This is a genomic window from Pedobacter sp. 01N416, from assembly GCF_056399685.1.
This window is the reverse complement of sequence record NZ_JBFTRT010000053.1, coordinates 1-23757: the sequence shown is the minus strand read 5'-3', so window position 1 is coordinate 23757 and position 23757 is coordinate 1. Positions and strand designations below refer to the sequence as shown.

Genomic DNA, 23757 nt, shown 5'->3' with positions numbered 1-23757 from the left:
GGTCTACATGGTATTCCTGTTCAATTTCTTTAATTAAGCGAACAGAGCTATCAATAGAGCAACCGGTAACGCCCGCCTGGCTTTCGTCGACCGTTAGGATAATAAAAAAGCCATAGCGGATTTCTGCTTTTGCAAGCAATTCATTTCCATGTGCTTTCCACTGGTTTGTAAAAGCTGCTAATTTATTTAAGATCTCACTTTCTTCAACAGAAGTAAATTTGCGATCGCTTTGGTATACCCAAACTCTTGATTGTGGAGAAAAACTCATATACAAATTTATGATTTTAATTAAATTGGTGTGTTTAAAACGCTAACCTGATGAAAAAGTTTACACTCTGCTTGAAAATATCCCTTCTTTCGGCTTTTTGTATGTTTTTATGTGCTTTTTCCGACCCCGAAACCGTAGCACAATCGATCAATTTTCTTCAAAAAACATTTACCGATCATTACGATAACAGTCAGGAAAGCGACCAAGTAAAGCGTTATGAGCTAAATGTTACCAACAATGGCTTTTGTCGTTACAAACGTTATTTTAATAACGGTAAAACAGAGTATTTCGCATTTAAGCTGTCGAAATTTAAAGATATGGATTATTATGGTACAACTACTTCGGGCAAATTGTATATCCATACCAAAGGTGACGACGTAATTGTGCAGACCTATAAAGACAAGGGAGGCGATGTAGACTCGATGGCTACGCAACTGGTTATTCCGTTAAAAAATATGGAAGCTGAAGATTTAAATCTTATCCGAGATAATTTGAATAAAATAAATACAGAGGTTTCAATTTCCCAGAAGCCATAACTTGTCTCTGATGATGAGCATTCAAGCGAGTTGATTATCTTTTTATAGTCTTATTAATTCCGTTGTTAACACCACTAGGGAAATTACATGTTAAGCTTATTGTTTATTTTGGAGCACAGCGTCATTCGCTTTTTTTTATGTTAGTCCTGCTCTTTGCTTTATCCCGATGAAATATCGGGGATGCCGCTCCGATCAGGGCTATGGACTTGGGGCTGTGGCACAGAAAACCGACATAGTAGCAGAAAATGGCTAAACTAAACCTGATTGAACGAATGCCGTTTTTCATGGCAGAAGGTAGAGCAGGAAGAAACTGACCTATGGACTGCTGCTATTGCTTTCCTAAAAATAAACAACCTAAACAGTACAAGGATCAAGAAGTTTTTTTAATATAAGTTAAAACACTTATATTCAGTCAACTTAAAACAATCTCATCTTGAAACGTAGAAACTTTATTTATTTAACTGGCGTAGGGGCTGCCGCGGCTATGCTTCCTGCTATTCCAGTTTTTGGGAAAGAGATTTCCCCCGAGCAAGCCTTAACGTATATCGATCCGGCGGCTAAAAAAATCTTGTCTGATGTAGCCCTAAATGCGGCACGCTCAAAAGGCGCAACTTATACTGATGTGCGTGTAGGCAGGTATCTTAACCAATACGTTGTTACACGCGAGGATAAAGTAGAGAATATTGTAAATACCGAATCGTATGGGATTGGTATCAGGGTAATTTCGAATGGCAGTTGGGGATTTGCGGCAACCGACAAAATGGACAAAGATAGTATTGCCAAAGCAGCCGAACTGGCGGTAACTATTGCCAAAGAAAATGCCCGTTTGTTAAGAGAGCCCGTAAAGCTGGCGCCACAAAAAGGATATGGTGAGGTAAGCTGGAAAGCACCGATTGAGAAAAATACCTTTGAGGTACCCGTAAAAGAAAAGGTAGATTTATTGCTGGCGGTGAACGATGCGGCAATGAAAGGTGGTGCAGATTACATCAACTCCATCTTATTCGCCGTAAATGAACAAAAATATTTTGCATCTACCGATGGTTCTTATATTGATCAGGACATCCACCGTATTTGGCCTACTTTTTTTATCACTAAAATAGATAAGGCAACTGGTAAGTTCGAAACGAGAAATGCATTGAGTGCACCTACTGGCAAGGGATACGAATACCTGGATGCAAGGCCACAGGATAAAATACAAACAGCTTCGGGCACGCTTTATAAAGGCAGGTACGATATGCTTGAAGATGCCACACAGGGAGCCAGGCAGTTGGGTGAAAAAATGAAGGCAAAATCAGTAGAGCCAGGTAAGTATGATCTGGTATTGGATCCTTCACATTTATGGTTAACCATACACGAATCGTGCGGTCATCCAACCGAGCTTGATCGCGTGTTGGGCTATGAGGCCAATTATGCAGGAACCAGTTTCCTGACACTTGACAAATGGGAATCTAAAAAATTTAATTATGGCAGCAAAGAAGTAAATATTACTGCCGATAAAACCGAAGTCGGATCATTAGGAGCTGTTGGGTATGATGATGAAGGTGTAAAATGCGGAAAATGGGATGTAATTAAAGACGGTATATTGGTAAATTACCAGGCCATCAGAGATCAGGCGCATATATTAGGTTTAAATGCTTCACAAGGCTGTTGTTATGCCGATAACTGGAGCAGTGTGCAGTTTCAGCGTATGGCCAACATTTCACTGCAGCCGGGCAAAGCCAAGCTGAGCATAGCCGATCAGATTAAAAATGTTGAAAAAGGCATTTACATTGTAGGCGATGGGTCTTTCTCGATCGATCAGCAACGTTATAATTTCCAGTTCGGCGGTCAGCTTTATTACGAAATTAAAGAAGGCAAAATCGCAGGTATGCTTAAAGATGTAGCCTATCAGGCCAATACCCAGGAATTCTGGAATTCGTGCGTGGCTATCTGCGATGAAAGCGATTACCGTTTAGGAGGCTCTTTTTTCGATGGTAAAGGCCAGCCAGGTCAGGTGAGTGCTGTCTCCCATGGATCGGCAACCACACGTTTTAATAAAGTTAATGTTATCAACACCGCTAGAAAAATCTGATAGAAACTATGCCAATCTTAACAAAAGCAGAAGCAAAGGCCCTTTTAACTAAAGTACTTTCTTACTCTAAAGCAGAACAATGTGAAGTAAACCTAAATTGCTCAGATAGCGGTAATATAAGGTACGCCCGAAATTCGGTATCAACCAGTGGGGGGATAAGCGCCAACAGCCTGGTAGTCAGTTCTGCCTTCGGAAAAAAACTGGGTACGGCCACTATAAATGAATTTGACGATGCCTCATTGGAAAAAGTAGTGCGCAGGGCAGAAGAACTTGCTCAGCTGGCACCCGAAAATCCTGAATTTATGCCTTTTCTCAGTCCGCAGGAATATGGTGCCGATTCGCCTACCTTTTCTCCGGCTACAGCAGCCGTTACCCCGAAAGACAGGGCCGATGCAGTACAGGCCAGTTTAAAACAGGCTATAGACAGCAAGCTGAATGCTGCAGGGTTTTTATCCAACAGTATAGGCTGTTCGGCAATGATGAACAGTAAAGGTTTATTTGCCTACAATACTTCAACCGATGTAGCTTTTAATATTACCGTAAGAACTGATGATGGTAAAGGATCTGGTTATGCCACAAGGGGATACAACGATTTTAGCAAACTCAACGCAAAAGCTGATACAGCTATAGCAGCCAAAAAGGCCATGTCGTCGGTAACGGCAAAGGCCATTGAGCCAGGAAAGTATACCGTTATTTTAGAACCGACTGCGGTAGCAGTGATGCTGGAAAACCTATTCTTCTCGATGGATGCCAGGCAGGCCGATGAAGGACGGAGCTTTATGAGCAAAACCGGAGGCAAGACAAAATTGGGAGAACAGCTGGTGGATGAAAGAGTAAATATTTACTCTGACCCATGGAACCCCGAACTGCCAACTGCAACATGGTCTGGGGATGGAAGGCCACAGCAGAAAGTAAATTGGATAGAAAAAGGAGTAGTTAAAAATTTATACAGTTCGAGGTACTGGGCGCAAAAAACTGGGATTAAAGCGATCCCCTTCCCGGGTGGTGCCATTATGAAGGGCGGAACGAAAACCCTGGAAGAGCTGATCAAAGGAACAGAAAAAGGTATATTGGTTACACGCTTATGGTACATCCGCACGGTAGATCCACAAACCCTTTTGCTTACAGGGCTGACCAGGGATGGTACTTTTTACATCGAAAATGGAGAGATCAAGTTCCCAGTCAAAAATTTCCGTTTCAATGAAAGTCCGATTATTATGTTGAACAACCTGGATGAAATCGGAATAGCCGAAAGAACAGTTAGTGCCGAATCGGAAGCCAACTATCTTTTACCTCCATTAAGAATAAGAGATTTTACTTTTACCTCTTTATCTGACGCGGTATAGCAAATCAAGAATTAACAATATGATAAAGCCTGAGCATCATCGATGTTCAGGCTTTTGTTTAGTTAAAAGCTAAGGTTACAGGCCGTTTGCCCTTGCTGTAATCTCGGCAATATCCAACACCTTAACTTCCTGTTCTTTATCTTTTAGTTTAATACCATCGCTTAGCATGGTCATACAGAAAGGGCAACCTGCTGCAATAACCTGCGGATTGGTTTGTAAAGCCTCATCAATGCGTTCTACATTAATATCTTTATTTCCCTTTTCTGGTTCTTTAAACATCTGCGCGCCTCCGGCACCACAGCATAAGCCATTGCTTTTGCAGCGTTTCATTTCTACCAACTGTGCATCAAGTACTTCCAGGGCTTTTCTAGGCGCTTCGTAAATTCCATTTCCACGGCCCAAATAACATGGATCGTGATAGGTGATTTTTTTACCTTTGAAACTTTCCCCACCTTCAGCTTTTAGTTTGCCTTCGTTAATCAGATCCTGTATCAATTGGGTATGGTGGATCACTTCGTAAGTGCCGCCTAAACCCGGATATTCATTTTTAATGGTATTGAAGCAATGTGGACAGCCTGTTACAATTTTTTTGATGTTGTAAGCATTCAATACCTCAATATTGGTCATGGCCTGCATCTGGAAAAGAAACTCGTTACCGGCTCTTTTAGCAGGATCTCCGGTGCAACTTTCTTCTGTTCCTAAAACAGCGTATTTTATGCCTACATGATGTAAGATCTTGCAAATGTCGCGGGTAATTTTCTGTGCTCTTTCATCGTAACTTCCAGCACAGCCAACCCAAAATAATATTTCCGGTTCTTCACCTGCGGCCATCAACTCGGCCATTGTAGGGACTTTAAATTCCATTTGTCTAGTATCTAGTATCAAGTATCAAGACCTGATGTAATTATTATTTTAATTCAATGCCAACAAAAACTGTCAATCTAGCTTTCTTGTGCCCAGTTAAAACGATCGGCTGGAGAGTATTTCCAGGGTGCCTGGTTATTCTCAATATTTCCCATCATCGCGTTAATGCTGCCTGGCGCCTGCGATTCTTCCATCACGGCAAAACGGCGAAGTTCCATAATAATCTGTAATGGATCGATGTTTATCGGGCAGGCCTCTACACAGGCATTACAACTGGTGCAGGCCCAAATTTCTTCTCTGCTAATGTAGTCATCCAATAAAGATTTTCCATCCTGATGTTCAGCGCCGTGTTTATCAATATTTTGGCCCACTTCGGTAATGCGGTCGCGGGTATCCATCATAATTTTCCGCGGCGATAAAAGTTTACCTGTAATATTTGCCGGGCATACCGAAGTACACCTTCCGCACTCGGTACAGGTATAAGCATTCATGAGGTTTACCCAATTTAAGTCGGTTACGTCTTTGGCTCCAAATTTACCGGGTTCGGTTTCTGCCGGAACAAAAGAAGGATCCAGCATGGCTTTCACCTCATTGGTAACTGAGGCCATATTTGTAAACTCACCTTTAGGCTCCAAATTAGAAAAGTAGGTATTTGGAAAGGCGAAAAGAATATGAAAGTGTTTCGAATAAGGTAGGTAATTTAGGAAAGCCAGAATGCCAATAATGTGGAACCACCAGCAGCTGCGCTCTACGATAACCAAGGCACTTTCTGATGAAGGCAGGATATTAATTAAATACTGACTCACTGGAAATGCACCGGCATTAACGTAATGGCTGGCGCCCAAAAGCTGTAATTTTGCATCGGCTGCGTTCATTAATAAGAAAGCGCTCATTAATAAAATCTCGGTAATGAGGATGTAATTGGCATCAGATTTTGGCCAGCTTTTCATCTCTACGCCGCTAAAGCGTTTAAGTTTTAGGATATTTCTGCGGATAAGAAAAATAGCGCATGAAATCCAAACGGTAAAAGCCAGAATTTCGAAAGAGCCGATCAGAAAATTGTATAAACCACCCAGGCCATTAAAAATACGGTGCGTGCCGAATAAACCATCGATTATGATCTCCAATACTTCAATGTTAATGATCACAAAACCGATGTAAACAAAAAAGTGGAGAAAGGCAGGGATAGGGCGGACAACCATTTTAGACTGACCAAATGCCACGCGAAGCATGGTCATTAATCTTTTTTGTGGCTGATCTTGTCGATCTACCGGTTTTCCTAAACGGATATTGCGAATTATTTTACGCAGGTTAACTGTAAACAGCGCAATTGCTGCAAGTGTAAGTACTAGAAAAAGGATCTGTGCTACCATGCAATATTAGATTGTTACGCTAAATTAGGATATTAATCTAAATAAATTGCTATGCATGCATAAAAAAAATAATAAAATTGTTTGTTTGTACTCATTCTAAGCAAGGATTAAGGCCTGTTTTAAGAATCGTTAAAAATTAATTAATTGATAATCAGCGTGGCAATGAAATAATCGAAAAAAAATTTTGCTTTTGAAAAAAGAACACTACATTTGCAATCCCAAACGGATGGTGCCATAGCTCAGTCGGTAGAGCAAAGGACTGAAAATCCTTGTGTCCCTGGTTCGAATCCAGGTGGCACCACTTCCAAAAGCCTTTCAGAAATGAGAGGCTTTTTTGGTTTTATGTCATTTCAAAAAGGAAAGCCTAAGCTGAAATAAAAATATTTTTCTGCCCATCTTCCTGCTTATCAAAAAGATGGCCTTAATAAGGTTACATTTGAAGAAAAAAAACTGAATAAATCTAAAATCCTTTTTTGGATTTGAAAAAAAGAATGCTACATTTGCAATCCCAAAAGAGGGTGCCATAGCTCAGTCGGTAGAGCAAAGGACTGAAAATCCTTGTGTCCCTGGTTCGAATCCAGGTGGCACCACTTCTAAAAGCCTTACAGAAATGTAAGGCTTTTATTTTTTAAAGTAATTTTAAAAAGAAGAAACTGTTATCTTCTTTTTTGAAAACATATTCTTTCCAAAAAAAATCATCATCCATCGTGCACGATGAATCAAGAAAATCATCTTCGTCCCAATTTGAAATGGTCTTTAGATTATTTATGATTAAATCGCTGTAGAAAAAGGAGAAATCATGTTCATCATTCTTAAAATACACCCACTCATAAAATTGCCTATCCTCCATGTTTAGCAAATAATACCTTAATCGCCATTTATTCTGATAATCGGCTACAAGTGCACAAAAAATAACCTGTTTTTTATGCACAGGAAAAATCATAGGATAGTTAATTCTTAACGGGCATAGTTCTGTATATTCTGATGGAAAAGTTATTCGAATCTCTTCAAAAAATGGTTTAATAAACTCTTCGTCGCAATAATTTGCAAAAGCTCTGTTTATTTTTTCTTTTTTTTCCTGCTTTAAAATGGCTACTAAGTAGGGTGAATCTTTAAATTCTTCGAACTGTATATCTCTTAAGGTAACCGTTTTGCCTAGTACATCATGCTGGAGAGGTACGTTCGGAAGAAACAAGCAATCATGCCAAAAATTGGCATTGTTACACGGTTTTTGAATATCATCTCTAACTTCAATTTCATCTTTCTGATTACCATAAAAGGTAAGGCTTTTTAAAATAAACCACTCGCCTTCAAAGAACATGCCCGTAAAGGAAACCGAAAAATAGGTATATACTTTTTCATCAATAAGCTCACGGGTTGATTTGCTTTGCCAGGAATCAGGAGTAATGAAATTTTTTGCCTGTTTAAAATCATAGAACAATGAGGTATAACCATGAAATAGATCATGATGATATTCAAAATCGTCATAATCTATTTCCGATATTTTTGTTAAAGTTGCAGCATAAAATTTGTTGTGTTCTTTATTAAAGACGCCTCCAAAATAACCTTTTAGCAGTGGTTTTTCTACTCTTGGCCATAATATTGACCGTAATTCTTCAGAATCTGAGAAATTCATATTGTCGATTTTGCATAAATCTATCAGTTTGAATTTTTTAAACCAAATATTACTCGGGGTCTACTACCAAGGGTAAGTCAGAGGAATAGTTCGAGATTGCGGCATTCTTGTGAAATTTTATAGTAAATGTTATACCCGTTTGGGAATCATTTCTAAGTTTTGGCTGTCTTTTGTTCCCGATCGGGCATGATTTTTTGATCTGATATTCCGTTTACAAAAAAAAGCCTCCGTTTTATCCAGAGGCCCATCGATTTTTATGTCTCCACATGATATTCACTTCTTTTTTCGGCTATTTCTTTAACTTTATCTAAAGCTTTTGGCCAGGTTTTTTCGAAATAATCAAGCCATTCTTTGATAATGTCCATATCTACAATAAGCTCTGTTTTGCCGTCTTCTTCTTCGAGGGTATAATTTTCGAACGATTCCCCCCAATTGTGCAGGGTTTCTTTTCCGTCTTTTATTTCGCCCAGGTGTTTGATAGACATATACCGGTTAGGGATATTATCCTGAATTACAGCTACCATTCCATCCCCGTTATTACCCAGAAACAGGGCCTTACTTCCTTTTTTCCAATCGGTTTCTACACGCGATCCTTCCATAAAAACAGCTGTCCACATGGGGTAGGTTTCTACGCCAAACAGCGTATTCCAAACTTTTTCTGCTGGGGCGTTAATTGTGGTTTTAAATTCGATCTTTTCCATGGTTCCTGGTTTTTAAATCAGATAATTTAGTATAACAAATTTGCGGCGGAATTGATTGACTTAAGCGGTGCAAAGGCGACAATTTATGGGGGCATAAGGACTAACATTGCGACACCGGTTTGGTAGATCTTGTTAAAATTTGCTAAATATTTCAGTAAAAAGTAATATAATCGGTAGATTTACGTAATTCACTGATACATATGCTTAACAGCACAATATTTTGAATTAAATTTAGTTTGTTGGTAAATAAAGTTTCTTTCTGAACAAATAACCATTGCCCCAGTAAATATATAAGATAATGTTACAATAATTTCCATGAGAAATAAGAGATTCCTTTACCTGGTTACACTAGGTTTTTTAAGCTTTGGGGCCATTACCGGCTGCAAAAAGAGCAGTCCTGCGCCCGATGAGCCTATAACCCCACCAGTTGTTACTACGCCTACCGGAACGCGGGATGAATTGACTAAAGATTCTATCTTTTTATACGGTAAAGAACTTTATTATTGGAACACTTCGCTACCAACTTATGAAGTGTTTAATCCGCGCGGATTTAGTTCGAATGAAGCTGAGTTATACGCTATGACACAATATTCTTTAGATCCGGCAACAGGAAAACCATATGAATATGTCAGCACTTCCACCACCGAACCTAAATATTCGTTCTTCGACTATACGGCAGCTACAACAGGTAAAACAGGAGCGCTTAAAGCAGATGTAAATGGCTCTGCCAATGATTACGGTTTTTCTGTTCAATATAATTATAATAGCTTTACAGACTTAAGGGTAAAATATGTTTATCCCAGCTCACCGGCAGCACAGCAGGGTTTAACACGTGGCTGCAGGATAACCAGTGTAAATGGAAGAACAGATCTGACCTATCCTGGAGCACTTAATTTTTTAAATAGTGCCATTTTTGGTACGAATGCCACGGTGACTTTGGCTTTCAATGATATGAGCGGCAACCCCAAAACAGCTGTTATATCTAGTAGCCTATATACTGTTAATCCGATATTATTTACCAATGTTTATACAGTTGGCACTAAAAAAGTTGGTTACATTGTATTTAATAGTTTCACCAATAATGCTTCTACAGCAATAAGTACAGTTTTTTCTAATTTTGCTACCCAGGGAGTAAGTGAATTGGTTATTGATTTACGTTATAACGGTGGTGGTTATGTTTCAACAGCTACCCAGATTATTAATTTAGTAGCACCGGCAGGAGAAAACGGCAATACGATGTTTACTTCTTATTACAATAACTACCTACAATCGATCACCACAGCTCAGCGCAAAGCCTCGGTTTTGGCACACCAACCGCTGTTAGATGATGCTGGTAAATTACAGACTTTTACAACAGGTGTAAACGGAAAGTATGCCACTTATGCCGATTTAAATTATTCGCCTACAGCTACCGATAATATAGAGAAATTTGCAAAATCAGGTAGTTTAGCATTAAACAGAGTTTATTTTATAGTAACTGGATCAACAGCCTCGGCAAGCGAGTTAACCATTAACAGTTTAAAGCCTGTAATGGATGTAAAACTGATTGGTAGAACAACTTATGGTAAACCTGTTGGTTTCTTCCCGATTAGAATAGATAAGGTGGATATGTATATTCCAGAATTTGAAACCAAAAATAAACTTGGCGTTGGTGGCTACTATTCTGGCCTTACAGTTGATAAAGAAAGGATTTAAGGGGATGGTAATGACGCCTGATAAGAAATTTTAATAAAAGCTTTTCAATAAAAATGCCCGCTTAACATATTTAATTAAGCGGGCATTTTTATTTATGGTGGTATTTACAATAATATTTTACTACTGATATCTTTATTGATGGTAATGTAACCTGGATATTTAACAGGTGTATTGCCCAGCATAAAGGTCGGTTTTATTTTAATGGTTAATAAACCTAATTTTTCATCTTTTGAAGCTGATCCTTTCTGAGCAGCCTTGATAATATCGTTAAAAACATTGCCGTTAGATACTAACCCGTAAATGTTGCTTACCAGTTGTACCGGAACAGTAACTGTTTGACCTTGAGCAATGCTCACATTTTGATTAACAATGCCTTCTGCCAAATCGGTATTATTAACCAATATCTTATATTCAAACTGGTTTATGGCCGCTAAATTGCTTGATGGGTTGGTTATTTCTAAATTCAGATTAGCTTTTAAAGGAATGTCTTTTCTTAACAACCCCAATGCAACCCCAGGCAAACTGGTTAAGCTAAAACTTTGCTGGTCCATTAACTTTTTAACATCTGTACCTGCAATCGATACCTGTTGTACGCCTGTAATTTTATAGGTGCAGTCTTCCAGGGCTTTTATCTGCTGTGCCTGTCTGTTTATTCCACAGCCAAAAAGGCCAACAGTTAAAAGGCATACTAATAATCTTTGTTTCATTTTATGTGTGTTAAGTGATAGCATAAGTATCCAAAAATTTGGATATTTATGTACTGCAAACATAACGCCAAAATAATAAATCTATTTTAGATAGGTTAATTGCTTAAGCGGTTAATTGTTTAAACCGGTTAACTAAAGATCAAATAAGAACAATTTAACAATCTATCAATTTAAACAATTAACCTAAACCATTAACTTTACAAAAAAACAAAAGACATGGCCATTACCATCCGTAGGATAACTGCACAGGATAATACTGCAACAGCTGAAATGATCAGGACTGTTTTAAGAGAATTTAAAATAGACAAGCCGGGCACGGTTTACACCGATCCTACAACCGATGAGCTCTCTACAGTTTTCGAACACCCCCAATCGGCTTATTGGTTAGCTGAAGAAGATGGGCTTATTGTTGGCGGTTGTGGTATTTACCCGACCGAAGGCTTGCCAGATGGTTGTGTTGAGCTGGTTAAATTGTACACCTCGGCATCTTCGCGCGGAAAAGGGATTGGCAAAATGCTCATGGAGAAAAGTATAGAGTCGGCGCAGCACTTTGGTTATAATGAGATTTACCTTGAATCGTTTCCCGATCTTAAAAGGGCAATTGAGATGTACGAAAAGGCAGGATTTAAAAAAATCGCAGCTCCATTGGGTAATTCAGGCCATTTTGCCTGTAATGTTTGGATGCTACTGATCTTATAATTGGTTAATTGTTCAAACTGATTAATCGGTTAACTGTTGAAATCGAGAAATACAGCTCAAGTTGAAACTGGTTAATTGTTGGAATTGATAAATCAAGCTCAATTAACCAGTTAACCGATTTATACAGTTAACCCTTTAATCTTAATTTTTGCCGACTCTGCTTTCCTCATCGCTTGTTCCGGTTTGCCTGCTGCGGGCAGTTTTGATTTTCATGTTCCCGAATTTATAGGTGAAACTTAAGTTTATCCTACGGCTTTCCCATTCGTTCTGCCAATAGGTTTTAATGTTATTGTACGCCAGATTGGCTCTGAATTTACTGGTATTAAAGATATCGTTTACTTTTAAGGCCAACGTTGCATTTTTGTTCCAGAATGACTTTTTAGCGCCAACATTGAGCTGATAATTTCCTAAACTGCGGAATAAACCAGAAATAGAAGGAGAATCGTAATAACCATACACCGTTAAACTGTAGTTTTTGGGCAAAGTGATGGTATTATCCGACATAACAGACCAGTTCCACGAGAAAGCATTATAGCCATTTCCCTGTACTGCCGATGTGGTTCGGTTATAACCAACAGAAACTTCTGTACTGTTGTTCCACCATTTGGTTACATCAAAAGGACTTCCGGTGGCCATATAAAAATTTGTTGTACGGTTCAGGTTTTCTGGCCGGGAGATACTTTCTTTTGTGCTATTGTCCTGATAAATCACTTCCCACATCGCGCCATTACTTACCGAATAACTCAACGTTAGTACCCTGAAATTTTTAATCGAGTAATTAAATTCAAAACTATTGGCGTAAGATGGCTGTAATAATGGGTTTCCCTGTATGGCAGTATAGGGGTCGGTATAAAAGGTAAAGGGATTTAAACTGCTGTATGATGGCCTGTTAATACTTTTTCGGTAGGCTGCCGTTACAAGGTTGTTCGAATCCAGTTTTAAAGAGATAAATAGCGTTGGGAAAAGTTTCCAGTATTTCCTGTCAATCAGCGTATTGGTGCCCGATGAACTGCCATTGCCCAAAGTCTGTTCTGCACGTAAACCTGCTTTGATCTGTAGGTTTTTGAAGCTCTGATCTAAAGAAAGATAACCTGCATTGATGTTTTCATTGTATAAAAAGGCGTTGGTTCGGCGCGGATCGTTAATCCAGCCAGCGGTTTTTAGCGAATCGAAACGTACATCGCTCTGCGATTTTACCCAGCTGCTTTTCCAGCCAGTTTCCATTTTTAATGTTTTTGAAAAATTTAAGCTATAATCGGCCTTAATGGAATAAATAGAAACGTTGCCCATACCTTTATTACGTAAATCGATTGGATTGCCGATCAGCTGATCACTGGCATCGAGGTAATTATTGGTAAAGGTTTCATTCTTGCTGTTGTCGTATTGAACATAATCGGCATCAAAACCCAGTTCACCGCCCAATGTATCTATTTTGAAACGGTAGTTTAAGTTAAGTGCATGGTTTTTTTCGGTATTACTTTGCGGATTAAACATCGATGTTCCGCCCATTTTTATACCCGCTGCATTATAATTTACCGAATTGCTGTTTACCTTGGTTTCTTCAGGTGCGGTAAAGCCTTTTACCATTAAGCCTAAGGTATGTTTCTCATTGATAAAATAATCAGCACCGGTAGAATAATTTAAGCTGTTGGTTACCGGGTGCCAGAAATTAAGCTGGTTATATTGTTCATCGCCAATTGTTCTGTTTAAAGTTAACCTGTTGTATGAATTATAGTGTCCGGCGTTTAAGCGTACATAGGTACTCACCTTACCGATATTGTAATTCAGGTTGGTACCAACATAAACTTTTTCATAACGGCCGTAACCACCACCCATATTCAGGTTCCCATTAAAGCCCTGCATTTTATTTCTTTTGAGTTTAATGTTGATGATCCCCGCTGTGCCAGCAGCATCGAAAGAGGATGGAGGGTTAGAAATCAGTTCGATTTTGCTTAACACCGATCCAGGTAGCGATTTGAGGTAAGTGGTTAATTCCACGCCCGTCATATAGCTCATCTTACCATCGATCATCACGTTGATTCCTTTTTTACCTTTCAGCACAATGTTATCGTCCTTATCCAGTTTTACTCCCGGCGATCTGCTGATTACTTCCAGTGCATTATCGCCTGCGGTATTCATCTGTTCTACATTTACAATCACCCGGTCTGCTTTTTGATCAATTACAGGCATTTTCGATACGATGTTTACATCTTTCAGGTTTTGAGCGTGGTCTTCCAGCATAATTAATGGAACTTTAACGGCTATATCTTTTACTTCAAATGGTACAGATTGGTTTTTACCATAACCCATCATTAAGGCTTTAATAAAATACCTGCCAGATTTAACATTGCTGAACTCGTATAAACCTTGTTGGTTGGTGACTTGTAAGGCAACCGAAGCCGAATCGGGTAAGTGGATTAATGCTACTGAAGCATAATCGAGTGCTTTATTGCTTTTGTCGGTAACGGTTCCCGATACCTTAATGTTTTGAGCAAAAGTGATTTGAAGGTTAAAAATAAGCAGCGCAAAAAGAGCAGATTTAAATAAGAGGTTCATATCGTGTTTGTTTTATATTGACGATTCAAAGATGAAGAGGTTGCATCAGCCTAAAAATTAAATAATCCCAACCCTTTAAAATATTATCCCAATGCTTTTTTTGGTAACAAAAGGTGTTGATCCTTGAAATGCACAGGTTGGGATAATTATATGCAGGTTTGGAATAAGAAAATAGGCAGTTAAAAAAGCTTTGCATAGTTTTGGGCCATGAAAAGAATAGAAACCATTTCCATTCATATTTTTTGCTGGATACTCGTACTAGGCTATTTTTATGGTGGCTATTTAATTGATGGCACAACTTTTAGCAAGGCCGCTTTGAATATCTCTATGAATTTTATACAAGTGATAGAGTTCTACATCTGTTACTTATGGGTATATCCGAGATTTTTGAAAAAGAATAAAGTACTTCAGTTAATTGGTGGCATTTTGTTTACCATAGGGGTATTTATTGCACTTAGGTATTTAATAGAAGAAGTGCTTTATTTAAAATGGCTTGGTTTTCATAACTATGATGATGGTACAACAGCCTGGGCCTACATCACAGATAATATTTATTGGAGCATTGGTTTTATTGTTACACCTGCTGCGGTTTATGGTATCGAGCATAGTTTCAAGTCGGAACAGGTTAACAGGAAACTTAAGGAAGAAGTAGTTAAGGCTGAACTTTCATTTTTGAAATCGCAGATCAATCCACACTTTCTGTACAATACCTTAAATTATGTTTACTCTTTGGCCATTCCTGTTTCCGATCAACTGGCCAATGCTGTTTTACGGTTATCAGATTTAATGCGCTATACTTTAAATGATAGTCCTGATGGTAAAGTAAGTTTAGATAAGGAAGTAGAATATCTGGAGAGTTATGTTGCATTATTTAAGATGCGTTTTGAACCCAAATTTTATGTCGACTTTACAACCGAGGGCATTGCCAATCAAAAAATAGCTTCGCTGATCCTGATCCCTTTTGTTGAAAATGCCCTTAAACATGGCGTGGTAAATGATGAAGCACGGCCTGTGCGCATTAAACTTAAGGTGCAGAACAAACGCTTAAGTTTCGAGGTGAGCAATAAGATCAGCCATGCGCAGAAAGATCATTCAAGTGGCGTAGGCATGGTAAATATCCATCGCAGGTTGGATCTGATTTATCCCGAAAAACACGAATTGTTGATTTCGAACAATGGCAATACTTACAAAAGCACGTTAATTTTAAATCTATAGCAGATAAGTTGTATCATTGAAATACTTTATTTGCGCTAATTGCTAACCCCTAACCGCTAAACCTTAACCATGATCCGTTGCCTTGCCGTTGATGATGAATCTTACGCCTCAGATATTATTGCTGCTTTTATCAATAAAACCCCTTTTTTGGCATTGGTTGGGACCACTACAAATGCTTTTGAAGCACTTAACCTGGTTCAGGAAGGTAAAGTTGATCTTGTTTTTTTAGACATACAGATGCCAGAATTAACCGGGATCCAGTTTTTGAAAATCTGTGGAGGTAAATGCAAAGTAATTCTAACCACAGCCTATCCAGAATATGCTTTAGAAGGCTTTGATCTTGATGTGGTAGATTATTTGCTTAAACCGATCTCATACGAGCGTTTTTATAAAGCAGCTACTAAAGCACAACAGATTTTAATGCCTGTGGCACCCGTTCAGCAAGAAATTGTTGTACAGCAGGTAACGCAGGGGAACGATTTTATTTTCATTAAAGGTGATACCAAGAACAAGTTTATTAAGGTTAATTATGAAGATATCCTATACATTGAAGGATTGAAAAACTATGTTTCTGTTTATACCGCCGCCCAAAGGATTGTGACCTACCAGGCACTGCGTGAGCTGGAAACTGAGCTGCCCCGACCGCCTTTTTACCGCATCCATAAATCGTACATTATCTCTATCGAAAAAATTAAGATGATAGATGGGAATACCGTTTATATTAGCGACCAAGCGATTCCCATCGGCGAAACCTATAAAGAAGAGTTTTTTAAAGTGGTTAGGGAAGGGAAGAAGAATGGGTAGTTTGGTTAATTGTATAAATCGGTTAACTGGTTAATTGTTAAATTGTTGGGATTCATCTTTGGTTAACCAATTAGCTAGTTTTAAGAATTCTGCAATAAAGAAATTCAACAAGCAGTTAACCGATTAACCAGTTTCAACAATTAATCAGCTGTGTGCATAAATTCTCCTCATTATTTCTTCCGATTTTTTTAAGTTTGCTGTATAAAGATTAAATCAAACATCACCATGCAAGAAACGAATTCGCTAAACCAGGTTGCAGAATTTCATACTACCTTTAAACATCCAATTTTAGAAAGTCCTGTTATTCCTTCAAAACAGAGAGCCAATTTGCGTATTTCGCTTTTAGCCGAAGAGTTGAAAGAACTGCAGGAAGCAGTAGAAAATGATGATCTGGTAGAAGTTGCTGATGCCCTTTGCGATCTGCAGTATGTTTTGGCGGGTGCGATCCATGAGTTTGGTTTGGGTGGAAAATTTAAGACTTTATTTGATGAAGTTCACCGCTCTAATATGAGCAAAGCCTGTAAAACGGTAGAAGAGGCTGAACAAACCATTCAGTTTTACTTAAATAAAGACCAGACCGAATCTTATTACAAAGAAATCGACGGACTGTTTTTGGTATTCAGGAAATCTGACGACAAAACTTTAAAATCGATCAACTATTCGCCAGCTGATTTAAAATCACATTTGGTTTAACTCATAAATAAGCTCGAATTGAAAAGGCTAAAACAAATTGTAAACGAGCTAAAATTAACACAGGCGGCGCCTGATGCAGCTTTAATGCGTGAGTTTATTTTCTACTCACCCAAAATGCCATTACGCCTGCATCAGGAACAGCTTATTGCTACCTCGAAACAATTTAGCCTCAAGGTTTTTGATGCCTATTTTACCAATGCCGATATAAGCATTAACTGCTTTAGCTGGGGAAATGGAAAACGTAAAGTGTTACTTACGCATGGCTGGGCTTCGAAGGCTTTAGATTTTTATGAGCTGATTATTGAACTCCTGAAAATAGATGACCTGGAAATCATTGCTTTTGATGCACCTGGCAACGGAAGCTCAATCTCTGAATTTTCCAACCTGATGTTATATGCCGGTTCAGTAAAATCTATTGCCTTAAACTATGCACAACCTGATGTCCTCATTGGGCATTCGCTTGGCGGCATGGCTAATGTAATTGCTTTGCAGGAGCTGGGTGTTACGCCCAATTTGCTCATTAGCATCGCACCATTAATCAGACTGAAAGAAAACTTCGAACAAAGTCTCGATTCGGTGAACATCGGCATAAAGGATCAGGATATCTTTTTCAGCAACTTTGCCAAAGAATTCCCCGTTCCTGTAAGCCACTTTAACCTGACCGAACTGTATCAACTAAGTCCGGATTTAAATCATTTTCTGGCATTTGATCCAGCTGATCATATTTCGCCATACCCATTCCTTAAAGAATTTCTGGATAAATATCCGGCGATAAGTTCAAAATCTTTTGAAGATGTGGGACATTATAAAATCCTCAAATCGGTTGAGGTAATTGAAGATATTTTGCAGCGCATCCAATCCCAGAATTAATTTATTTATAATCTGTTGCCGCCCATGGCGGGAAGCTTTCAACATCCTGAGCTTGTCGAAGGACTTGTTTAAATATTTTTTAATGTGTTTCGACAGGCTCAACATGACACAATTTGAAAGAGAAATTACCTTAATAATAGCTTCCACAAAATCCGGTGCACAACAATAATCTGCGAGAAAACTATAACATCATTATTGCCCGCAGATTTCACTGATCAACGCAGAACTATATCCTCACCCCAACTTCCCGACCTCCGTCTTCGGTCTCCCAACTAATCCCATCCACCAATTTATTTCACATCCATAACAGTGCATAACAGTTAAAATTACTGTATATTCTATTTTAGAGCAACCAAATATATTAATAGAGCATGCAAGCAATTTTAKGTGTAATTTTTCATTTCTTCGGTGGTTTCGCCTCCGGAAGTTTTTATATTCCGTACAAAAAAGTTAAAGGCTGGGCCTGGGAAAGTTACTGGATCGTTGGAGGAATCTTCTCCTGGTTAATCGTTCCGCCACTTGCTGCTTTTTTAACCATCCCGAATTTTACGGCAATTATCACCAGTACCAACGGTAGCATTTTATGGTTAACCTATTTTTTTGGTGTGCTTTGGGGTATTGGAGGTTTAACCTATGGCTTAGGTGTTCGTTATCTGGGCGTATCGTTAGGGAGTAGTATCATTTTAGGACTTTGTATGGTTTTGGGTTCAATCCTGCCATCCATTTACTTCGATTTTTTCCCGCAGGGAGGTAAAGATACTTTTACCATGTTTTTATACACCGATTGGGGGCGTATGGTATTGCTGGGGCTTTTAGTCTGTGTTATTGGTATTGTAATCTGCGGTAAGGCAGGTATGATGAAAGAAAAGGAAATGAAATCTGGTATTACCGATCCGCATGGCATGGAGGTAAAAACAGAATATAAATTCGGACTTGGCTTGTTTGTGGGTATTGTTTCGGGTGTTTTAAGTGCCTGTTTCAATTTTGGTATTGAAGCCGGAAAGCCAATGGCCGATGCGGCGAATACCATCTGGAAAGCTGCAAACCCTGCTGAAACAGGTAATTTCTTATTCCAGAACAACGTTACTTATGTAATTGTGCTTTGGGGAGGCCTAACCACTAATTTTATCTGGTGTATGGTATTAAATGCAAGGAATAAAACATTTGGCGATTATACCAATGCAAAAACGCCACTGTTAAAAAACTATATTTTTTCTGCCCTGGCAGGTACTACATGGTTCTTACAATTCTTTTTCTATGGCATGGGCGAAAGCAAAATGGGCAACGGCGCCAGTTCATGGATTCTGCACATGGCCTTTATCATTCTCATCGCCAACGTATGGGGGCTGGTATTAAAAGAGTGGAAAGGTGTGTCGAGAAAAACGTTGTTTACTGTTTTGGCGGGTATTTTAACCATCATCATTTCGGTACTCATTGTTGGTTATGGTAATTCAATAAAAGGTTAATAAATAAAAATTTAAATAGAATATAAGAATGTCAATCGATACGAAAAGTTATAAGCACGTAAGCTATTTGTGGGATGAAGAGGAAGCCGCAAAACTTGCTGGTGATGAAGTTGCCCTCTTAATTTATCGCTCAAATTTATTGGGTGCAGATTTACGCTTAACCAATTATGGAGGTGGAAATACCTCGTGTAAAGTATTGGAAAAAGATCCGCTTACCGGCCTTGAAACCGAAGTAATGTGGGTAAAAGGTTCAGGTGGCGATTTAGGTACCTTAAAGAAAAGTGGTCTTGCAGCATTATATGTTGATCGTTTGCGTAGTCTGAAAAATATCTACCGTGGTGTAGAACACGAAGATGAAATGGTTGAACTTTTTAACCACTGTATTTTCGATTTAAGCTCTAAAGCACCATCAATCGATACCCCTTTGCATGGTTTTCTGCCGTTTGCACATATCGATCACTTGCACCCAGATGCGGCCATCGCCATCGCAGCAGCTAAAGACGGTAAAAAAATTACCGAAGAATTATTTGGTGGAACGATAGGCTGGGTTGAATGGAAAAAACCTGGTTTCGAACTGGGTCTGCAATTAAAGCAATGTTTAGATGAGAATCCAGGTATCCGTGGCATTATGTTGGGCTCACATGGTTTGTTTACCTGGGGCGATACGGCTTACGAAAGTTATCTGAATACCTTAGAAGTTATCGAAATCTGTTCTGATTACCTTAACCAGAACTATGGTAAAAAAGGGCCTGTTTTTGGAGGACAAAAGATTGAAAGTGCCGCAGCAGATCAGCGTAAACAACAAGCGGCTGCTTTAGCACCTGTTTTGCGTGGTTTATGTTCTTCTAAACAGCACATGATCGGTCATTTTACCGACGACAGTCGTGTTTTAGAATTCATCAATTCTAACGATCTTGATCGCCTTGCACCAATGGGCACAAGCTGTCCAGATCACTTTTTACGCACCAAAATCAGTCCGCTGGTTTTAACTTTAGCAAGCGATGCCGATTTATCGGATGTTAAAGCACTAAAAGAAACATTGGAGCCAGCTTTTGAAGCATATAGGGCAATGTACACGGCTTATTACGAAGCCTGTAAACATCCAAACAGTCCTGCCATTCGCGATACCAATCCGGTTGTTATTTTATATCCTGGTATCGGAATGTTTACCTTCTCTAAGGATAAACAAACGGCAAGGGTTGCTGCAGAATTCTATATCAATGCCATTAACGTAATGAAAGGCGCTGAGGCCGTTTCAGAATATACTTCTTTGCCGCACCAGGAAGCTTTTAACATCGAATATTGGCTGTTGGAAGAAGCGAAGTTGCAGCGTATGCCTAAGCCAAAACCTTTAACAGGTAAAATTGCTTTGATTACCGGTAGTGCAGGTGGTATAGGTAAGGCGATTGCTAAAAAGTTTGTTGCAGAAGGTGGCGTGGTGATTTTAAACGATATGAATGCCGAGCGTTTGGAAGAAGCAGGTAAGGAATTTGCAAGCCTGTATGGTAAAGATTCTTATAGTACCGCAATTTTAAATGTAACCAGCGAAGCAGATATTAAACAAGCTTTCGATTCGGCTGCTCTGGCTTTTGGTGGGGTAGATATTATTGTAAACAACGCAGGGTTATCGATTTCTAAAACCATTGCCGACCATACCGAGAAGGATTGGGACTTATTATATGATGTTTTGGTAAAAGGTCAGTTTTTTATCACTCAGGCTGCAACAAATACGATGCAAAAGCAGAATATTGGTGGCGATATCATTAATATTGTAAGTAAGAACGCCCTGGTAAGCGGACCTAACAATGCCGGTTATGGCAGTGCAAAAGCTGCCCAGTTACATTTGAGCAGGTTAAATGCTGCAGAATTGGGAGCCGATAATATCCGTGTAAATGTGGTTAACCCTGATGCTGTAATCAGCGATAGTAATATCTGGGCAGGGGGTTGGGCAGAAGGCCGTGCAAAAGCTTACGGAATTACCGTTGCAGAACTACCGGCTTATTATGCGAAACGTACTTTGTTAAATCAGATTATACTACCAGATGATATTGCCAATGCTTGTTTCGCCTTTGTGGGTGGCTTGCTGCACAAATCAACCGGAAATGTTTTAAATGTTGATGGCGGAGTAGCCATGGCATTTGTAAGATAGCTTAATCCACGGTTTGTGTCTCCACAGATCGAAAGAAGATAAGTTAAATGGTCTGTGAGGACACAGACTATGGCGACAAATTCAGTTTTAGTAAGTTGTTTAATCGGTCTGTGCCTGGCACAGACCGAAATGACTTTAATTTTTTTATAATAGCCCCCGTTTGGAGCGAGAACGGCGAGTGTATCGCCGCAACATTAACCTAATAAACCAAATATTCTCATGAATATCGAGCAGAACCAAATAGAAAAACATAACGACTCCCTTTTAACCTCACATCAGCGTAAACTTTCTTTTTTAAAAGAAGATTGGGCGCACGTTGATGTAGAAAGCGTAATCCAGAAACTGGTTGATTTTCAGATTGCCATTCCAAGTTGGGCTTTAGGTACAGGTGGAACACGTTTTGGCCGTTTTGCCATTACTGGTGGTGAACCACGTACCATTGAAGAAAAAATTGAAGATGTTGGTCTGCTTCATGCCCTTAATGGCGCAAGCGGCGCAATTTCGCTTCACATTCCTTGGGATATTCCACAAGATGCTGAAGCGTTAAAAACTTTGGCATCTGGCTATGGTTTAAAATTCGATGCCATGAACTCGAATACCTTTCAAGATCAGAAAGGTGCTGCACATAGCTATAAATTTGGTTCGTTACAGAATGTAAATAAAGACATCCGCAAACAGGCGATCGAGCATAATATAGAAGTAATTAAACATGGTATCGCGCTAGGATCTGACGCATTAACCGTTTGGCTAGCCGATGGCTCTTGTTTCCCTGGTCAGCTTAATTTCCGCAAAGCTTTCGAAAATACATTAGAAAGTCTGCAAGAAATCTATTCAGCACTGCCAGAAGATTGGAAAATGTTTGTGGAGTACAAAGCCTTCGAACCTAATTTTTATTCAACTACGGTTGGCGATTGGGGACAATCACTGTTATATGCAAGCAAACTAGGTAAAAAAGCTTATACTTTGGTTGATTTAGGTCATCATTTGCCTAATGCAAACATTGAGCAGATTGTTGCTTTATTGTTAATGGAAGGAAAATTGGGTGGTTTCCACTTTAATGATTCTAAATATGGCGATGATGATTTAACTGCCGGAAGCATTAAGCCTTATCAGTTGTTCTTAATTTTTAACGAGCTGGTAGAAGGTATGGATGCAAAAGGCATGAACCATGCAAAAGATTTAGGTTGGATGATAGATGCTTCTCACAATGTGAAAGACCCTCTAGAAGATTTATTGCAATCAGTAGAAGCGATTATGATTGCTTATGCACAAGCCTTATTGGTTGATAGAAAAGCATTAAGCGAAGCGCAGAACAACAACGATGTAGCAAAAGCACAGGAAATTTTGCAGCATACTTTCCGGAGCGATTTAAGGGCTTTGGTAGCCGAAGCCAGATTAAGGGCTGGAGCAGCTTTATCACCAATCGCTTTATACCGCGGTTTAGAAGTTAGAACTAAGTTAGTTAATCACCGCGGAAATACTGTTGCCACAGGTTTGTAAATAGAGAAATAGAAAATGCCTAAACCTGTTATTGCCATATTTGATGTTGGGAAAACGAATAAAAAACTGTTTCTGATTGATGAAAACTACAGTATTGTTTACGAACGGTCTGCACGTTTTGTAGAAACAGTTGATGAAGATGGCGAACCATGCGAAAATCTCGAAAGCCTGCGTTCATCAGTTTACGATTCCCTGCATCAGGTTTTACAGTTAAAAGAGTTCGATATTAGGGCCATAAATTTTTCTACTTATGGTGCCAGTTTTGTTTATCTCGATGAAAACGGCGATCCCCTGACACCACTTTATAACTATTTAAAAGAATACCCCGAAGAGCTTAAAAAAGCATTTTATGCAAAATACGGAGGTGAGGAGAAGATTTCCTTAGAAACGGCCTCGCCAATCTTGGGCAGCTTAAATTCAGGAATGCAATTGTATCGCCTGAAAAACGAAAAGCCCGAAATATTTAAAAAAGTGAAGTGGGCTTTACACCTGCCTCAATATTTAAGTTATTTAATTACGGGTAAGGCCGTGGCTGATATTACCAGCATAGGCTGCCACACCCAGCTTTGGGATTTCAATAAAAGTGAATACCATAACTGGGTTACTAC

At 39.1% G+C, this 23757-nt stretch carries 19 protein-coding genes, 2 tRNA genes and 1 pseudogene; 15 read left to right on the top strand and 7 right to left on the bottom strand.

Annotation, left to right across the window (positions count from 1 at the left end):
* Positions 1 to 268 (bottom strand): annotated as a pseudogene (locus AC1DND_RS04890) (ABC transporter ATPase); the annotation flags it as partial.
* Positions 269 to 318: 50 nt separating this feature from the next.
* On the opposite strand from AC1DND_RS04890, the gene AC1DND_RS04885 reads away from it, so the two are divergent.
* The 3 genes from AC1DND_RS04885 to AC1DND_RS04875 all read left to right on the top strand — a co-directional run bounded on the left by AC1DND_RS04885 (position 319) and on the right by AC1DND_RS04875 (position 4221).
* The gene (locus AC1DND_RS04885) at positions 319 to 804 is read left to right on the top strand and encodes a hypothetical protein (protein WP_477579590.1); all 486 of its coding nucleotides are present in this window, start codon (positions 319 to 321) and stop codon (positions 802 to 804) included.
* A 433-nt stretch (positions 805 to 1237) separates the two neighbouring features.
* The gene (locus tag AC1DND_RS04880; protein WP_477579588.1) at positions 1238 to 2875 is read left to right on the top strand and encodes a TldD/PmbA family protein; all 1638 of its coding nucleotides are present in this window, start codon (positions 1238 to 1240) and stop codon (positions 2873 to 2875) included.
* An 8-nt stretch (positions 2876 to 2883) separates the two neighbouring features.
* Positions 2884 to 4221 carry a TldD/PmbA family protein gene (locus AC1DND_RS04875; RefSeq protein ID WP_477579586.1) on the top strand — a complete coding sequence of 446 codons (1338 nt, stop codon included), beginning with the start codon at positions 2884 to 2886 and terminating at the stop codon, positions 4219 to 4221.
* 75 nt (positions 4222 to 4296) lie between these two features.
* Here the strand turns inward: AC1DND_RS04875 and AC1DND_RS04870 are convergent, their stop codons facing one another.
* On the bottom strand, positions 4297 to 5085 hold the full coding sequence (locus AC1DND_RS04870) for a (Fe-S)-binding protein (protein ID WP_029277013.1): 789 nt from the start codon (positions 5083 to 5085) through the stop codon (positions 4297 to 4299).
* Between the two features lie 77 nt (positions 5086 to 5162).
* A complete protein-coding gene (locus tag AC1DND_RS04865; protein ID WP_477579584.1) occupies positions 5163 to 6458 on the bottom strand; it encodes a 4Fe-4S dicluster domain-containing protein in 1296 nt (431 codons plus the stop codon).
* Between the two features lie 228 nt (positions 6459 to 6686).
* On the opposite strand from AC1DND_RS04865, the gene AC1DND_RS04860 reads away from it, so the two are divergent.
* Both AC1DND_RS04860 and AC1DND_RS04855 read left to right on the top strand, forming a co-directional pair.
* Positions 6687 to 6759: transfer RNA gene (locus tag AC1DND_RS04860), tRNA-Phe, on the top strand.
* A 216-nt stretch (positions 6760 to 6975) separates the two neighbouring features.
* Positions 6976 to 7048: transfer RNA gene (locus AC1DND_RS04855), tRNA-Phe, on the top strand.
* Between the two features lie 38 nt (positions 7049 to 7086).
* Here AC1DND_RS04855 and AC1DND_RS04850 read toward each other — a convergent pair.
* Positions 7087 to 8094 carry a hypothetical protein gene (locus AC1DND_RS04850; protein WP_477579582.1) on the bottom strand — a complete coding sequence of 336 codons (1008 nt, stop codon included), beginning with the start codon at positions 8092 to 8094 and terminating at the stop codon, positions 7087 to 7089.
* Positions 8095 to 8348: 254 nt separating this feature from the next.
* On the bottom strand, positions 8349 to 8795 hold the full coding sequence (locus AC1DND_RS04845) for an SRPBCC family protein (protein WP_477579580.1): 447 nt from the start codon (positions 8793 to 8795) through the stop codon (positions 8349 to 8351).
* Positions 8796 to 9110: 315 nt separating this feature from the next.
* Here AC1DND_RS04845 and AC1DND_RS04840 point away from each other — a divergent pair, with 315 nt between their 5' ends.
* Positions 9111 to 10490, top strand: a complete 1380-nt coding sequence (locus tag AC1DND_RS04840; RefSeq protein ID WP_477579578.1) for a S41 family peptidase — start codon at positions 9111 to 9113, stop codon at positions 10488 to 10490.
* Positions 10491 to 10594: 104 nt separating this feature from the next.
* Here AC1DND_RS04840 and AC1DND_RS04835 read toward each other — a convergent pair whose 3' ends face one another.
* Positions 10595 to 11197 (bottom strand): hypothetical protein, encoded by a 603-nt coding sequence (locus AC1DND_RS04835; RefSeq protein ID WP_477579577.1) that lies wholly within the window; start codon positions 11195 to 11197, stop codon positions 10595 to 10597.
* 216 nt (positions 11198 to 11413) lie between these two features.
* Between AC1DND_RS04835 and AC1DND_RS04830 the strand changes: the two genes are divergently transcribed.
* Positions 11414 to 11896, top strand: coding sequence for a GNAT family N-acetyltransferase (locus AC1DND_RS04830; protein WP_477579575.1), 483 nt, complete (start codon positions 11414 to 11416; stop codon positions 11894 to 11896).
* Positions 11897 to 12037: 141 nt separating this feature from the next.
* On the opposite strand, the gene AC1DND_RS04825 is transcribed toward AC1DND_RS04830, so the two are convergent.
* On the bottom strand, positions 12038 to 14452 hold the full coding sequence (locus AC1DND_RS04825) for an outer membrane beta-barrel family protein (RefSeq protein WP_477579573.1): 2415 nt from the start codon (positions 14450 to 14452) through the stop codon (positions 12038 to 12040).
* Between the two features lie 207 nt (positions 14453 to 14659).
* Between AC1DND_RS04825 and AC1DND_RS04820 the strand changes: the two genes are divergently transcribed.
* From AC1DND_RS04820 to AC1DND_RS04785, 8 genes are all read left to right on the top strand, one after another.
* Positions 14660 to 15667 (top strand): sensor histidine kinase, encoded by a 1008-nt coding sequence (locus tag AC1DND_RS04820; protein WP_477579572.1) that lies wholly within the window; start codon positions 14660 to 14662, stop codon positions 15665 to 15667.
* 69 nt (positions 15668 to 15736) lie between these two features.
* Entirely contained in the window at positions 15737 to 16471 is a 735-nt protein-coding gene (locus AC1DND_RS04815; RefSeq protein WP_477579570.1) for a LytR/AlgR family response regulator transcription factor, read from the top strand.
* Between the two features lie 225 nt (positions 16472 to 16696).
* Complete coding sequence (locus tag AC1DND_RS04810) at positions 16697 to 17164, top strand: pyrophosphohydrolase domain-containing protein (RefSeq protein ID WP_029277032.1); 468 nt, start codon at positions 16697 to 16699, stop codon at positions 17162 to 17164.
* Between the two features lie 18 nt (positions 17165 to 17182).
* On the top strand, positions 17183 to 18034 hold the full coding sequence (locus tag AC1DND_RS04805) for an alpha/beta hydrolase (protein WP_477579568.1): 852 nt from the start codon (positions 17183 to 17185) through the stop codon (positions 18032 to 18034).
* 371 nt (positions 18035 to 18405) lie between these two features.
* The gene (gene rhaT, locus AC1DND_RS04800; RefSeq protein WP_477579566.1) at positions 18406 to 19500 is read left to right on the top strand and encodes an L-rhamnose/proton symporter RhaT; all 1095 of its coding nucleotides are present in this window, start codon (positions 18406 to 18408) and stop codon (positions 19498 to 19500) included.
* A gap of 28 nt (positions 19501 to 19528) precedes the next feature.
* The gene (locus AC1DND_RS04795; protein WP_230145396.1) at positions 19529 to 21649 is read left to right on the top strand and encodes a bifunctional aldolase/short-chain dehydrogenase; all 2121 of its coding nucleotides are present in this window, start codon (positions 19529 to 19531) and stop codon (positions 21647 to 21649) included.
* Between the two features lie 219 nt (positions 21650 to 21868).
* Entirely contained in the window at positions 21869 to 23149 is a 1281-nt protein-coding gene (locus AC1DND_RS04790) for a sugar isomerase (protein ID WP_477579564.1), read from the top strand.
* 15 nt (positions 23150 to 23164) lie between these two features.
* Positions 23165 to 23757: FGGY family carbohydrate kinase (locus AC1DND_RS04785; RefSeq protein WP_477579562.1), on the top strand; the 593-nt coding region annotated here is incomplete at its 3' end.

Excerpts from the sequence above, each read along its gene's own strand:
- AC1DND_RS04820 (WP_477579572.1), top strand. The coding sequence starts at position 14,660 with ATGAAAAGAATAGAAACCATTTCCATTCATATTTTTTGCTGGATACTC.
- AC1DND_RS04830 (WP_477579575.1), top strand. The coding sequence starts at position 11,414 with ATGGCCATTACCATCCGTAGGATAACTGCACAGGATAATACTGCAACA.
- AC1DND_RS04850 (WP_477579582.1), bottom strand. The coding sequence starts at position 8,094 with ATGAATTTCTCAGATTCTGAAGAATTACGGTCAATATTATGGCCAAGA.
- AC1DND_RS04845 (WP_477579580.1), bottom strand. The coding sequence starts at position 8,795 with ATGGAAAAGATCGAATTTAAAACCACAATTAACGCCCCAGCAGAAAAA.
- AC1DND_RS04885 (WP_477579590.1), top strand. The coding sequence starts at position 319 with ATGAAAAAGTTTACACTCTGCTTGAAAATATCCCTTCTTTCGGCTTTT.
- AC1DND_RS04790 (WP_477579564.1), top strand. The coding sequence starts at position 21,869 with ATGAATATCGAGCAGAACCAAATAGAAAAACATAACGACTCCCTTTTA.
- AC1DND_RS04875 (WP_477579586.1), top strand. The coding sequence starts at position 2,884 with ATGCCAATCTTAACAAAAGCAGAAGCAAAGGCCCTTTTAACTAAAGTA.
- AC1DND_RS04815 (WP_477579570.1), top strand. The coding sequence starts at position 15,737 with ATGATCCGTTGCCTTGCCGTTGATGATGAATCTTACGCCTCAGATATT.
- AC1DND_RS04865 (WP_477579584.1), bottom strand. The coding sequence starts at position 6,458 with ATGGTAGCACAGATCCTTTTTCTAGTACTTACACTTGCAGCAATTGCG.
- AC1DND_RS04810 (WP_029277032.1), top strand. The coding sequence starts at position 16,697 with ATGCAAGAAACGAATTCGCTAAACCAGGTTGCAGAATTTCATACTACC.
- AC1DND_RS04870 (WP_029277013.1), bottom strand. The coding sequence starts at position 5,085 with ATGGAATTTAAAGTCCCTACAATGGCCGAGTTGATGGCCGCAGGTGAA.
- AC1DND_RS04835 (WP_477579577.1), bottom strand. The coding sequence starts at position 11,197 with ATGAAACAAAGATTATTAGTATGCCTTTTAACTGTTGGCCTTTTTGGC.
- AC1DND_RS04825 (WP_477579573.1), bottom strand. The coding sequence starts at position 14,452 with ATGAACCTCTTATTTAAATCTGCTCTTTTTGCGCTGCTTATTTTTAAC.
- AC1DND_RS04795 (WP_230145396.1), top strand. The coding sequence starts at position 19,529 with ATGTCAATCGATACGAAAAGTTATAAGCACGTAAGCTATTTGTGGGAT.
- AC1DND_RS04840 (WP_477579578.1), top strand. The coding sequence starts at position 9,111 with ATGAGAAATAAGAGATTCCTTTACCTGGTTACACTAGGTTTTTTAAGC.